The 15,243-nt window shown below is 35.2% G+C and carries 7 protein-coding genes and 2 pseudogenes; 7 read left to right on the top strand and 2 right to left on the bottom strand.

Annotated features, from left to right (window positions below; translation table 11 throughout):
* Positions 1–121: 121 nt before the first annotated feature.
* Together AC07E5_RS11820 and AC07E5_RS11815 are read left to right on the top strand one after the other, a co-directional pair.
* Positions 122–2,989: pseudogene (locus AC07E5_RS11820) on the top strand (helicase-related protein); the annotation flags it as partial.
* A 2-nt stretch (positions 2,990–2,991) separates the two neighbouring features.
* A complete protein-coding gene (locus AC07E5_RS11815) occupies positions 2,992–3,669 on the top strand; it encodes a DUF4391 domain-containing protein (RefSeq protein WP_498625531.1) in 678 nt (225 codons plus the stop codon).
* A 59-nt stretch (positions 3,670–3,728) separates the two neighbouring features.
* Here AC07E5_RS11815 and AC07E5_RS11810 read toward each other — a convergent pair whose 3' ends face one another.
* Positions 3,729–4,154 carry a hypothetical protein gene (locus AC07E5_RS11810; RefSeq protein WP_286429764.1) on the bottom strand — a complete coding sequence of 142 codons (426 nt, stop codon included), beginning with the start codon at positions 4,152–4,154 and terminating at the stop codon, positions 3,729–3,731.
* Positions 4,155–4,335: 181 nt separating this feature from the next.
* On the opposite strand from AC07E5_RS11810, the gene AC07E5_RS11805 reads away from it, so the two are divergent.
* From AC07E5_RS11805 to AC07E5_RS11795, 3 genes are read left to right on the top strand one after another with little or no spacing between them, the layout of a single operon-like run.
* Positions 4,336–6,240, top strand: coding sequence for a site-specific DNA-methyltransferase (locus AC07E5_RS11805; RefSeq protein WP_407538174.1), 1,905 nt, complete (start codon positions 4,336–4,338; stop codon positions 6,238–6,240).
* Between the two features lie 13 nt (positions 6,241–6,253).
* A complete protein-coding gene (locus AC07E5_RS11800) occupies positions 6,254–9,424 on the top strand; it encodes a type III restriction-modification system endonuclease (RefSeq protein WP_498625530.1) in 3,171 nt (1,056 codons plus the stop codon).
* Between the two features lie 50 nt (positions 9,425–9,474).
* Positions 9,475–10,398: a hypothetical protein gene (locus tag AC07E5_RS11795; protein WP_498625528.1), complete on the top strand. Its 924-nt coding sequence runs from the start codon at positions 9,475–9,477 to the stop codon at positions 10,396–10,398.
* A gap of 204 nt (positions 10,399–10,602) precedes the next feature.
* Here the strand turns inward: AC07E5_RS11795 and AC07E5_RS11790 are convergent, their stop codons facing one another.
* Positions 10,603–12,951 carry an AAA family ATPase gene (locus AC07E5_RS11790; protein WP_498625526.1) on the bottom strand — a complete coding sequence of 783 codons (2,349 nt, stop codon included), beginning with the start codon at positions 12,949–12,951 and terminating at the stop codon, positions 10,603–10,605.
* Between the two features lie 260 nt (positions 12,952–13,211).
* Here AC07E5_RS11790 and AC07E5_RS11785 point away from each other — a divergent pair.
* A pseudogene (locus AC07E5_RS11785) lies at positions 13,212–14,126 on the top strand (HsdM family class I SAM-dependent methyltransferase); the annotation flags it as partial.
* Positions 14,123–15,241 (top strand): restriction endonuclease subunit S, encoded by a 1,119-nt coding sequence (locus AC07E5_RS11780; protein WP_179990865.1) that lies wholly within the window; start codon positions 14,123–14,125, stop codon positions 15,239–15,241. The pseudogene AC07E5_RS11785 and the gene AC07E5_RS11780, both read left to right, overlap by 4 nt.
* The last annotated feature ends 2 nt before the right edge of the window (positions 15,242–15,243 follow it).

Below are 15,243 nucleotides of genomic sequence, written 5' to 3'. Positions count from 1 at the left end.
TGTATGAGGGATAAGGGCAAATTGTAGGTTTTATCTCAGGTTCAAATTTAAGATTTTAGCAGCACTCCAAACTCTACAATTTGCGTATAGTGGTAGCTAATCACTATATCAATCAAGATACAAGCAGTCATTAACTTATATGCCCATTCAGGGGTTTACCCCAATGGGACTTGGCTTTGAAAAAGGTAATGCCATTTCAAATATGGTGAATTGCTTTGATGAGCAACCAATGGTGCAAACCTATATTCAGCTCTTCAATCAAATATGGAATGACCCTTCAAAAGTTGAAGATGTCACCAGCGAAATCATCCGACATATTGAGTCTGTATATCAGGAAAATCCTCCTGAGCGTATTTATTTCTTGATGCTTTATAATATCTTCAAAGACTTCTTAGAAGATATTAATGCAGATGTAATGCCTAATGACCTGACAGGTTATCAGGATACTTTGGTTTGGAATAAATTATTTAATTTCCAAAAAGATGCAGCCATAGGCATTATCAATAAACTAGAAACTTATAATGGCTGTATCTTGGCTGATAGTGTGGGTTTGGGTAAAACCTTTACAGCATTGGCTGTGATCAAATATTACGAGTTGCGAAACAAAAGTGTTTTGGTTTTATGCCCTAAAAAACTAGGTGCAAACTGGACGAACTACAACGCTAATTTAGTCACGAATATCTTTGCCAAAGACCGTTTTAGCTATGACGTGCTTTATCACACAGACCTTTCCCGTAAAGGTGGTGAAACTCTAGGGATAGATTTAGCCAAAATCAATTGGGGCAACTACGATTTGGTGGTGATTGATGAATCACACAACTTCCGTAACCGTGGTGCATTTAAAGATCGAGAAACTCGTTATGATCGCTTAATGAATCAAGTGATTCGTAAAGGGGTGAAAACTAAAGTGCTGATGTTGTCTGCAACACCAGTCAATAACCACTTTACCGATCTCAAGAACCAATTAGCTCTTGCCTATGAAGGTAACGCTGCCTTATTGGAAAACAAGCTTGATACAGAGCGTGATGTAGAAACCATCTTCCGTAGAGCACAAGCGAGCTTTAATGCTTGGGCAAAACTAGAACCACAGCAACGGACGACTCAAGCAATTCTGAATCTGCTCGATTTCGATTTCTTTAAACTTTTAGATAGTGTAACGATTGCCCGTTCAAGAAAGCATATTCAAACTTTCTATGACACTAAAGATATCGGACAGTTCCCTCAGCGACTCAAGCCAATTTCATTCCGTTGTGCATTATCAACGGATCAGAGTAGTGTTTCTTTGAATCAAATTTATGCTGATCTATCTTTAATTAAGATGTCTGTCTATGCACCAGTGAGTTATATCTTTGCAAGTGCTTTAAGAAAGTATGAAGAGATTTTTGATACCCGTGTAGAAGGTAAAGGTAATTTAAGACAAATAGACCGTGAAAAAAGCTTACAAGCCTTAATGACTGTTAACTTACTAAAACGTTTAGAAAGTTCTGTTCATGCCTTTAGGTTAACGCTGAATGTCTTAAAGAAAAATATTGAGAATGTGCTCGCTAAAATTGCTGACTTTGAAGCACGTCAAGCCGATGATGCAGTCAGCATTTCCCCAGACTTTGGCTACGATGAAGACGAGAATGGTGAGTTAATGAATACCGAAGATCTTATTGGCAATAAGCTGAAAATTCATTTAGGCGATATGGATCTATTGACGTGGAAAGTAGATCTAGAGGGTGATTACCATATTATTCTTGGTTTACTGTGCTCGATTCAGCCGATTAATGCTGAAAAGGATGCCAAGCTACAGCATCTTAAAGCGCATGTGATTGAGAAAATTCAGAATCCAATTAACGCCAATAACCGTAAAGTCATCATATTTACTGCCTTTGCGGATACAGCGAATTATATCTATGAGCATATTGCTCCAATCTTGCTAGAAACTTATGGTTTGCACAGTGCCAAAGTGATTGGTAGTGACAATACCTCAACGATCAAGACCCGTGTAGGCAGTCGTCAAGGTTATGACATGCAAGGTCTGTTGACCCTCTTCTCGCCACAATCCAAGCAAAAAGCAGACATCTTCCCTGAAGAACAGAGAGAGATTGATGTACTGATTGCAACAGACTGTATTTCAGAAGGTCAAAACTTACAGGATTGTGATTATTTGATTAACTTCGATATTCACTGGAACCCTGTACGCATCATTCAGCGCTTTGGTCGTGTGGATCGTATTGGTTCATCCAACAACGTCATTCAGCTCGTCAATTATTGGCCTGACATCAGCCTAGATGAATATATTAACTTGCGTGAACGAGTTGAAAATCGCATGGTGATTGTCGATATGACCAGTACAGGCGATGATAACGTTCTCAGCGCACAAGCGAATGACATTGCCTATCGTCGTGAACAATTACAGAAACTACAAACTGAAGTCCTAGATTTAGAAGATGCCAATACAGGTGTCTCTATTACTGACTTGGGTTTGAATGACTTCCGTATGGATTTGCTTAGTTATATGGAAGAACATCCTGAATTAGAGCGATTACCGAATGGACTACATACTGTTGTCCCTGCACAGCCAGAACTCGGTTTAAATGCAGGAGTCATTTTTACCCTAAGAGCACGACATCCTGAGTCGCATAACAGTCAAAGCAACCGCCTATATCCATATTACTTAGTTTATATTAATCAGGATGGTGAGGTTGTTTACGATTATACCCAAGCAAAATATTTATTGGATGTAGCACGTAAAGCATGTCGAGGAAAGGATCATCCGATTCCTGAAGCGTATGAAAAGTTTAATGAGAAAACCAATGATGGACGAGATATGAGCCAATATTCAGAATTGTTGGATATTGTGATTCATACCATTCAGGACGTAAAAGCTGAGAAGGATATTGATAGCTTGTTTTCAGGCTTGACTACATCAGCGTTGGTAGATGTGGTTTCTGGATTAAATGACTTTGAGCTTATTAGTTTTATTGTGATTGAAGAATCTTGATCATGAAGTTATATAAATTTCCACCCCAGGCTAAAGTGGATCGGTTAATTCCGAAAAATAAGTTTTATGAACAAGGAAAAGCCAATACCAAGATCGAACAGCTATTTGTTGATCAAGTGGAAAATATACGGTGGGCTTACAAGTTGGCTTCATCTACAATTCACCTCCAAGATCAGGAAGATTTGAAGGAAATCCAAATCTTTCGAGTGAAAAGTCGGGTTAAAGATTTAGATGTGTCAATTCTATCTTTCATTGATAAGCTCATTCTCACTCCAATTATTTTTGAAGTTGTTTATCAGGATAAAGTGAAAGTTGTTGCAACCTATAAACGTTTGAATCAAGCAGACAAAACCAAAGCTGTAATAGGTCAATATTATGCTTCTGATTGGCTAGAAGATAATGATCGTATTGAGTTACCTCTTTACTTAAAACTGGTTGATCTATATGAACATTTCATCGCACAGATATTGCCGATTACATCGAATGAAAATTCAGGAAACGATGATGAATCAGTTTCTATTGAAATTAAATTGCGAAAAGCTCAACAGCTTGAAAGCTTGCAAAAGCAGCTTGATAAGCTGAAATCCAAATTGAGAACTGAAAAACAGTTTAATCGTAAGGTAGAAATAAATAAGAAAATTAACTTGTTGAGTGATGGAATAAATAATCTATTTAAATAAATGGGTTACTTAGTTCAAAGTTGACTAGCCTGAAAGCTAGTCAACAATCAATTGGAAGATTAAAAAATTTCAGCTAATAAGCGTAAAACTTTTTTAAACTCATCACCACCAGCTCCTCCTCCAGTTACATTACCCCCTAAATTCACTGGAAGAATATTTTTTTGTATATCGTAATCATAACAACTGTTTGGTCCAAATGGCCCATGTTGAGATTGAATAAATTGTATCCAATCAGCTAGAACCGCAGGATAGTTAGTTATAGGAAATGATTCAATTTTAGATGAATTCTTAATAGTTTGTTTATGTTGGGGATAAAGACTTAAAAATTCCTGAACAGTACCCAGAGCATGGTTGACGTGACTACGAGTTTTATCTGCCCCATCTAATCCCAACCCTAATAAATTTTCAACTAACGCATTAAAGTTTGGATCTTTCTGCGGTAGTAATCTAATTTTGCCAAGCATGGCTTGGATGCCAAGTGTCATTTTTTTTCCTTAGTGTTAATATTAAGATAGTGATTATTAACATAAAATATCTAATTTTTCAAACAAGTCTTGCTGAAAAAAATATGGCATCCCTCTAGTTCTTTATATGTGATCATGTTATTCTTTATCCTAGTTTTATGGTGATTTTAATTTAGTAGCTACTAAATATTGAGGATTAATAATGACTTTAAATGATAGTCTTAAAATGCATACACTTGACCAATGCTCTTCAAACTTTGAGAATTTAAAAAAATTATTTCCTAATTGTATTACCGAGATAGTTAACGAAAACGGTGATATACGCAACGTAATCGATTTTGATTTGCTTCGACAAGAATTATCTGATGATATTGTAGAAGCAGATAAAGAGCGCTATAGATTAGATTGGGTTGGTAAAAAAGAAGCTATTCTAGCTGCTAATATGCCTATAAAAAAAACTTTAAGACCATCTAGAGATCAAAGTATAAATTTTGATAGCACTCAGAATTTGTTTATTGAAGGCGATAATCTTGAGGTTTTAAAAACTTTACAAGAAAGTTATCTAAATAAAGTTGACGTTATATATATAGATCCCCCTTATAATACTGGTAGAAATATCATATATAAAAATGACTATTCAATAAGTGAAAAAGACTATTTATTAAAATCTCAAGATATAGATGAAGAAGGTAATATATATTTTACAAATAAAGAATCGAATGGAAGATTTCATTCTGATTGGCTGTCGATGATTTATAGTCGACTTAAGTTAGCTAAAAATTTATTAAAAGAAGATGGAGTGCTTATATGCGCTATTGATGAGAATGAACAACCTACATTAAGTATTCTTCTAAAAGAGATTTTTAATGAAGGAAGTTATGAACATCATTGTATAACAATTGTTCACAATCCTAGAGGTATTCAAGGTGCCAATTTTTCTTATACTCATGAATTTGCAATATTTGTTGTACCTAAGGGCAAAAAACGTATAGCAAACCGAAAAATTGAAGATGAAGATGTGGATTGGTCTAATTTAAGGAACTGGGGCTCCGAATCTGAGAGAACAGATGCTAAAAATTGCTTTTATCCAATTGTGATAAATAAGGACTCTTTGGAAATAATTAATTTTGGGGACGTTTGTCCTGATGATTTTCATCCAAAATTTAATGAAATTTATGATAATCATATTTACATATATCCAATTGATAAAAGTGGAATTGAGCGTAAATGGCGTTATGCAAGACAAAGTGTAGAATCAATTAAATCTATGCTTAAAGTAAAAAAAACAAAAGAAGGTTATGATATTCAAATTGGAAAAAACTTTGGTCTTTATAAAACTGTATGGAATGATACTCGTTATGATGCAAATGAATATGGAACGAAAATTGTAAACTCCTTAGTTGAAAACTCATCATTTACCTATCCAAAAAGTTTATGGACAGTTTATGATTGTATATATGCAGGCTGTGCAGATAATAAAGATGCTTTGATTTTAGATTTCTTTGCAGGTTCATCAACTACAGCTCATGCAACCTATGAATTAAATAAACAAGATAATGGAAATAGAAAATTTATAATGGTACAAGTGCCAGCAGAAATTCCTGAAGAAAATAAAAAACTTATATCTGGTTTTCAAACGATTGCTGATATCTCTAGGGAGAGAATTAGAAAGGCTGCTAAAAATTATGAAAATCTGGTAAGTGATATTGGTGTTAGGGCTTTATATCTGGATGATACTTGTTTTAAAGATGTATTCTATTTACCAGATGCTTATAAACAATCTGATCTTGTAGATCTAGTCTCTAACATTAAAGAAGATCGAACATCTGAAGACCTACTATTCCAAGTCATGTTGGATTGGGGGCTTGAGCTTTCATTGTCAATTGAACGTAAAACTATTGCAGGAAAAGAAGTGTTTTATGTTGCAGGCAATAGCCTTGTGGCGTGTTTTGATGATTTAACTTTCGATGTGGTTGATGAAGTTGCTAAAGATCATCCTTTGCGCTTCGTTTCAGCAGAAAAAGCTATTCATCTGGATCATGATAAAACTAATATCAAAGAACGCTTTAAACAGCTCTCTCCTGATACCGAAGTTAAGTTTCTTTAAGGGGGGTTAAATAATGGAAATCCGTTTTAAAACCCTTGGGTATCAGAAAGACTCTGTACAAGCGATTGTGGATTGCTTTAAAGGGCAACCACGTTCTGAAGGTCATCGGTATATGATTGACCAAGGTGCAGCTAAAGCTAAAAAAGTAACTGCACAGGTCGATATGCTTGAAGAAACCTTGGACTTACAAGGTGGCAAGGCTAAAAAAGTGATTGCAGATGTTGGTTTTGAGAATGCCCATATTTTTGATCTGCAAGCTGTACTGAAAAACATTCAGGATGTCCAAGCAGCAAGTGGATTACAAAGATCATCTCAACTCATCACGGATGATAATGGCAAAGGCAAGAACCTGACCAAAAGCCAATTAAACCTTGATATTGAAATGGAAACGGGTACAGGTAAAACCTATTGCTATATCCGTACTATGTTTGAATTACATAAGCAGTATGGTTGGTCAAAATTTATTGTGGTCGTACCAAGCATTGCCATTCGTGAGGGTGTCTTTAAAAGCCTGAATATGATGGCTGATCACTTTCAAGAGCAATATGGCAAAAAGGCCCGTTTCTTTATCTATGATTCCAAAGCATTACACCATTTGGAAAGCTTTAGCTCGAATGGTGGGATCAACGTCATGGTGATTAACGTTCAAGCGTTTAATGCGACAGGTAAAGATAACCGTCGTATTTATGATGAACTGGATGAATTCCAATCTCGTCGTCCAATTGATGTGATTAGTCGTAACCGTCCAATTTTGATCTTAGACGAGCCACAAAAGATGGGAGCGGATAAAACCCTAGAGTCTTTATCTAACTTCAACCCATTGTTTATTCTGCGCTATTCTGCAACGCATAAGCGCAATTATAACCTTGTTTACCGTTTGGATGCTTTGGATGCCTATAACCAAAAACTGGTGAAAAAAATCACTGTAAAAGGTGTTGAAGTCCAAGGATTATCAGGCACACATGGATATTTATACTTACAAGACATCATTGTATCTAAATCTGCTCCTGTCGCTCGTTTGGAACTTGAGATTGAAACCAAGAATGGCTTTAAGCGTGAAGTAAGGAAGGTTAGTAAAGGCGATAACCTTTACGATATTTCCAATAAAGCTGAACAATACAATGACCGTTATGTCGTCTCAGATATTGATGCACGAGATAACTCGGTGACTTTCTTGAATGGCACAAAAATTCATGTGGGTGAAGCATTGGGGCATGTTGATGAAAAGATCATGCGAACCATTCAGATCCGTGAAACGATTCGTGCACATATTCAAAAAGAGCGTCAGTTATACAATCAGGGTATTAAAGTTCTGAGTCTTTTCTTCATTGATGAAGTGGCAAAATATCGTCAATATGATGAGGATAATAATCCTGTAGATGGTGAATACGTTCAAATTTTCAAGGAACAGTATCAACAGGTACTCAATGAAATTGAGGATCTAAACTTAGAAAATGACCCATATTTTGACTATCTGAAAGCAATTGAGGTAGACCGTACTCACAACGGTTATTTCTCAATTGATAAGAAATCAAAACGTCTTGCCAATCCAGCAATTGATAAAAAAGCTGAAGAAGCTCAGGTATCTAATGATACAGACGCTTATGACCTGATTTTAAAAGATAAAGAACGCCTACTTTCCTTTGAAGAGCCAACTCGTTTTATTTTCTCTCACTCAGCGTTACGGGAAGGTTGGGATAACCCGAACGTGTTTGTGATCTGTACTTTAAAGCATTCAGATAATGTGATTTCTCGTCGCCAAGAAGTTGGCCGTGGTATGCGCCTTGCAGTGAATAAATTTGGCGAACGTATGGATGCCAACCATTTCCAAGGGGCACTAGGAGAAATTCACAAACTGAATAATCTCACAGTTGTGACCAATGAAAGTTACAAAGAGTTTGTGTCGAATCTACAATCAGAAATTCTGAATACGATTCAGAATCGCCCGACACAAGCTACCCCTGATTACTTTAAAGGGAAAATCTTTAAGTTATCAGATGGATCTAGTGTTGAAGTCACTGAATTGATGGCAAAGCAAATCAATAAGCATTTGTTTAAGCATGATTATATTGATGACAATGATCAGTTGACGCCAAAGTATCACGAAGCGAAAGAGCAAGGTACGCTTGCTGAATTGCCTGAAAGTTTAGTGGCTTATACTGAGCAAATTCACAAGCTGATTGATGGGCTGTTTGATCCAAAAGCTTTGGAAGGCATGACTGATGATGGTAATAAGAAACTGACCAATACCATCAATCAAGCCAATTTAGAGCGTAAAGAGTTTCAGGCTTTATGGTCGCAGATTAATCGAAAAGCTGTATATCAGATTCATCTGGATTCTGAAAAATTGATTGAGCAAAGTATCAGCGCTGTTGAGCGTACTGCTGTAGAACGCAACAATAAGTTTGTAGAAACGCTAAGTTATAAACTTGCTGAAGCAACTCAGCATGATGAATCCACCTATGAGCAAGTTAAAGCCAAAGAAATGTTTGGAAAGGTTAAAACAAATACTGAAGTTGCAAACATTTCAATTCAATCTCAAGTGACCTATGACCTAATTGGTAATATTGCAGATGATACGAACCTGACTCGTAAAACAGTTGCTCGTATTTTGCAGGGAATCAATGCAGCAGTATTTTCTCAGTTTAAGTTAAATCCAGAAGCTTTTATTCGTGAAATGAGCCGTATTATTAATGAACAGCAAGCTAAAATGGTCATTCAAGGACTGAAATACAATCCTTTAAATAGCACTTACCCTGACAATGAAATTTTTGTCAGCAACGACAATATTCCATTGCAGTCTTATAAGGCTGAACGTCATATCTGGGAGTATGTGGTTACTGATTCTGATGTGGAGCGCAAATTTGTTGAGGAGCTAGATGGTGCAGATGAGGTGGTGGTTTATGCTAAATTGCCTGATCGCTTCCAAATCCCTACACCTTTTGGTGGCTATAATCCTGACTGGGCAATTGCTTTTAATAAAGACAAAGTACGTCAGATTTATTTTGTCGCTGAAACGAAAGGCTCTATGCTAGATGCTGATCTAAAAGCTAGAGAAAAAAGTAAGATTGAAAGTGCTAAAAAATTCTTCACAACTTTAAATGAAGAAAATCAGTCATTGGGCGATACTGTTCAGTATTCGGTGATTGATAGTTTTGGTAGTTTGATGAAGTTGGTTCAGTAAATTAAAAAGGTCTGAAGCTTTATTTCAGACCTTTTTTTTGAGGGGGCATAATGGGCTTTTTCGATATGTTGTTTTCTGGGATAGGATCCCTATTTAGTGCTGCTGTGAGCGTCGTTTCTGATGTCGTATCTACAGTAAAAACTTATTTTACTGCCAAAGAAATTGCTGCTAAGACTGTTTATGATGAACGAGAAAAAAAACAAGATCAAATACATGAGCTTAATCAAGAAATTCAATTTTTGCGTAGAAAATTGAATGAAGCAGGACGTATTACTGAACAACAACGTAAAAGGCTGTATGAGCTTGATGAGGAGCGAAATTTTCTAAAACAAGGCATTAAAAGTGATAGTCAAATTATTGCTGCTGATAGATTTCAACAGAATGAAAATAATATTCATAAAGTTGATATTGATCTAGAAACAACCCATGTCCTTCAATGGAATGCTTTTGCAGATACCATGGCAAAGACATGCCCTAAATGTCAAAGACCTATGAAGTTGCAGTGGGCACGTAATTTAGTACATGTTAATCCACAAGATTTCTATTGGGGTTGTACTGGTTGGTACTTTACAAATCGTCAAGTTCGTTTGTGTGATTACCGAGAAAATTTGTCTAGACAAGATTTTGCTTTAATGACAGATACTTCTGCACCTGAGTTTAGTCTTTCTGCCCAAGATTTTAATATTATTCTTCAAGATCATAGTACCTCTGAAAGTATTATTGAACGTATGGATGATTTGAAATCTGATTTACAGAATAAAAAACAAGGTATTGATATTGTTTGTTGTCCGATTCATGCAGAACCTATGGTTTTACAAAAGAAAAAGAATGGCGTGGGTCTTTTAGATCAGTATTATTTGCGTTGTCCGCATTGGGCGCCAAATGATCTAGGATGTCCTTACATGGAAAAGTTGAAATCAGGTTCGCAATTGGCAGCTTTATTAAAGCATCAGACTGGTACGGGGATACTCTAACAATTCATAGAAGCTTATCTAAGAGTTAATTTTCTGACGTGTCCAAATAAAATAAGAACAGGTGTCCAACTTAAAATAAGAATACCTGTTCATTTAGATAAGAATATGCATTTAATTTAGTAGCACGTAAATATATTCGTAAAATACCATTTTATGAATATATTTACGTGCTACAGCCCTTGGAATTTAGCTATAGGGCTTTAACTAAAGCTCGCAATATATAAAATCCATCATTTGTTCTGCATATGATCTACAATCATCTACTGTCCAAAGCTCTAATTCATGAGCTGGGAGATTGAGAGTTGTTCTAAAATCATGAAGTGATTCGGCAATTGGCCTAGAAATATAGCCATGATTTTTTAAACCCTCAATGCAATCGTTGAAACTAGTTCTATCATTTAAGCCAATTTTTGAAAGGGATAATCTATAACGCTGTCTCATTTCATCTTCGATGAAAGGTCGAAGTTTCGTGAATTTATTATCCATAGTTCTACGTCCAATAAAATCTATGATTTCCATATATCTTTCATCATGTGCTGTGGCAGTCATTTCCTCTTTGGTTGCTTTTACAAGCATTGACCCATTCTCTGATTGCACAATTTTCAGCGCTTGAGCATCACTAAATTTTTTCATTACTGCGGATGCCATTCCCTTATAATGAGTAGTGATAATTAATTGTTTAATTGAGTTATTCAGGGTATATAGAATTCGCAATATGCTAGAAATTCTTTCATTATCAAAACTGGTAACAGGATCATCTAGCACCAGAATCGCTTTTTCCCTATCTACTGGAGGTAATTGATGGATTTTGGCAAGAAAAATACAAAGTGCCAAAGCCCTCCGATCTGATTCACTAAATAAACAATGCAGCTTATTTCTATCAATAGGACAACCTTTAAAAGTTACTTCCAAGTCATATACCGTTCGAGTACCACTACGATTAATACTTTTGGATATTCCAAAATCGGATGAGCCTATTCTACGGAATAAGGTATTTATTTCTGCAAAATATGTATCTAGGAATTCATTTTGAGCACTTTCAAGTGCTGTCTTATCAGTATCATAAGATGCTTGATCGCTTTCAATTTGAGCTTTTAAATTGATATAGCTTGTACATAGACCATCTAAGTCGTGCCTTTTTTTAAATTTTGTTAAAGCTTCTTCATTACTGGTTTCTTCATTGAGAAGGCCTTTCAATAATGTGACATCTTGAGATCCTTTAAATTGATTTAAAATGTTGTTTACAGCACTTTTGATGTGGTTGTATTCCCCAACTAATAAGCAATACTCATTAAATTTGGCCTCCAAATTAGTGAAGTCTATTGGATCAATGGAGTTGTAAGGGGTTTGTGACTTTTGTTCTAGCGAGGTTCTTATTACTACATCAAATTCGCTATCAGTTTGTTCTAATTCTGAAAAAACATATTCAAGACGTTCGAATTTTTGCGCTAATTGCTCAATGAAGTTTTCGGCATGTATTCGACTTTGGACTTCTCTTTCAATATAAGTATTTTCTAATAGATTTAAGTTTCTTTTATGCTGCTCTTTTACAGATCCAAAATTTGAATCGACAAGATTGATTTTTAACAAGGAAGATACTTGAGTGCTTATTCCACTCAGAAAATTTTGAAATGTAGTATCAAAAGCCGTTTTATAGCTATCAATTAATATTTGAGCACTTTCCTTTAAATCCTGTCCACAGAAAGGGCAATCATCTTGCAAATGTTTCAAGCCATTCGATGCCCACCCATTAAATAAATTTGTGTTAGCAACCTTATTTTTGTGTCCGTCCACGATAGCTCTTGAGGCTTCATGTACGTTCTCCATATTCAAGGATAAGCATTTGTTAATTGAAAGTAAATTATCTTTAATTGCTCGTATATTGCTAATATCGTCTAGGATTGGTCTGCGAATTACATGATCAATATTGGAAATTTGAGTATTTAAGGTAATCTGTTTTTCTTTAGATGCCCGTAATACTAAATCCAGTTCTTCTGCTGTTTTTTCTGTTAAAGGCATGGATACAAAAGTATCAATATTGCCAACACCATGTGTATTAAGTTGATTTTTAATACCTGCTAAGTCTTTTCTATCATTTCTTAATTTTTGATTTCGTAACTCAAGTGCTTCAAATTGAGTAGCATTTTCACCTAAGATAAACCCCGACATATTTGTAGAATTTTCACGAGTATAATTTACACCAGTCATTACATTTCTATGTATGAATCCATGATCAAAAATATACAATCGTGAATCATCAGGAGGAATTGAGTCCCAATTGTTATTTTGAAATTGTATCGCCCTAGATTGACCAGAGAATTTCATTTTAATTGTCTGATTAATTTCACTTGGTGCTTGATTAGCTATTATTGACTTTCTATCAAGAATTATTTGAGGGTTATTTAGAGCTAATGAATAAAAGATATCACAAAGAGTACTTTTACCATTTCTATTTTCTCCATAGATAATATTCACAGGCTGAAATTGAATACTACCTGCATTCACTTGAAAATAATTACCAATATTGTCAATTAATTGAATTCTTTCTAGCACTATTCCTCCTTATAATTTAAATAATAAGTTATTGGTTGTTAAGTTAATTTAAAATCAGTAATTTTATTAGTACGATTATCTATAATGATTACCACTTAATCAAGCATTAGTATTGATGCCTTAGCATCCTTTTGATATGAATGAACTTTGGTAAATTTATGTCCATACTTGAGTTTAAAAATTATGGACATCTTTTCTTTTTTTTTATTTTTTAAAAACAAATGCTTATTCATGTCCATACGTTTGATTGTAATCCTTAGTGCGGTACAGCAGGCTTCCTCGTTGCTGCAAGTGAATACTTAAATGAACATCACAGCACAGAAATTTTTGCATCACCTGAAGCAGCAAAGCGTTTTAGTGAAGAAACTTTCTTTGGCTATGACTTTGATAGCACCATGCTTCGTATTGGTTCTATGAATATGATGCTGCACGGTGTTGAAAATCCAAGTATTGAAAACCGTGATTCTTTAAGCGAAGCACATTCACATATTGAAAGTCAGTTTAGTTTGATTCTTGCCAATCCTCCATTTGCAGGCAGTTTGGATTATGAAAGCTGTGCTAAAAATATTCAGGCGATTGTTAAAACCAAAAAGACTGAATTGCTATTTTTAGCATTGTTCTTACGTTTGCTGAAAACAGGTGGTCGTGCAGCAATTATTGTGCCTGATGGGGTGTTATTCGGCTCATCTAAAGCACATAAGGATTTGCGTAAAAAGATTGTAGAAGAACAAAAGCTTGAGGCGATTATTTCTATGCCTTCTGGTGTGTTCAAGCCGTATGCAGGTGTTTCTACTGCAATTATGATTTTCACCAAAACTGAATCTGGTGGTACAGATAAAGTCTGGTTCTACGATATGCAGGCAGATGGTTATTCGCTAGATGATAAGCGTAATGAGCTAGATGCCTCTAAACACGAAAATAATAATATTCCTGACATTCTTGCCCGTTTTAAAAATTTGGATGCTGAAGCAGATCGTAAAGCGACTGAGCAAAGTTTTTTGGTGGATAAAGCCGATATTGCTGCCAATGGTTACGACTTGTCGATTAACCGTTATAAAGAAGTGGTGTATGAGCAAGTGGAATATGAAGCACCAAGTAAAATTTTGGCGGATTTAGAAGTACTTGAGCAGGATATTTTAAAAGGAATGGTTACGCTTAAGGAGATGCTTAAGTGACATTACGATTAAAAAAATTTACTGATATTGTTCAAGATAAATCAGGTGGAAATAAAAAGCTTCCCCAAGAACTTTTTTTGCTTGATGGGCAATACCCTGTTGTTGATCAAGGTAAAAAATTTATTGCAGGTTACATAAATGATCAAGAGTACTTGGTAAAAAGTACTGATTTACCTGTAGTAATTTTTGGTGATCATACGAAAGCTATTAAATTTGTAGATTTTCCATTTGCAATGGGAGCAGATGGTGTCAAAGTCTTGAAGCCTAAAGATGACTGTGATCCCAAATATTTATATCATTATTTAAGATATGCCAAAATTCCTGATGCTGGATATAGTAGACATTTTAAATTTCTCAAAGAATTAGAAATCCCACTCCCACCACTTGAAGAACAACGCCGAATTACCTCTATTTTAGATCAAGCGGACGAGTTACGCCAAAAACGTCAGCAAGCGATTGAAAAGTTAGATCAGCTTTTACAAGCCACGTTTATTGATATGTTTGGCGATCCTAATACATACCAAAATCGATTTCCAATTAAATCCTTAAAACAAGTTTGTACTAAAATTACTGATGGTGAGCATGGAACTGTTGAACGTTTAGAATCAGGAAAACTTTATTTAATGGCAAGAAACATCACTAAAAATATGACTTTAGATATAACTGAAGTTTCATACATTAGTGAAGAAGATCACCAACGAATTTATAAAAGATGTTCACCTGAATTTGGCGATCTAATGATTGTATGTGTCGGAGCAACAATAGGTAAACTATGTCTTGTTCCTGATATGGAAGAGTTTTCTCTTGCAAGAAGTGTTGCGCTCTTAAAACCTGATAATAATTCTGTAATTTCGCAATATTTATTACATCTCCTTGCTTCAGATTATATGCAACAAAAGATTTTAAATAGCAGAAATACAGCTGCACAGGCAGGATTATATCTTGGAAAGCTAAGTATCATTGAAGTTCCTGTTCCACCAAAAGAGTTACAGGAAAAATGGTCTAAAATTGCTTTAAGCATTGAAGATCAAAAACAAAAGCTTTATAAACAACTAGATGTACAAAATCAGTTATTTATATCATTACAAAACCAAGCATTTAGCGGAAATTTATAAAA

The sequence above is a fragment of the Acinetobacter seohaensis genome, assembly GCF_056431365.1.
Note: the sequence above shows the minus strand (reverse complement) of the source record. Positions and strands in the feature narration are given on the sequence as shown.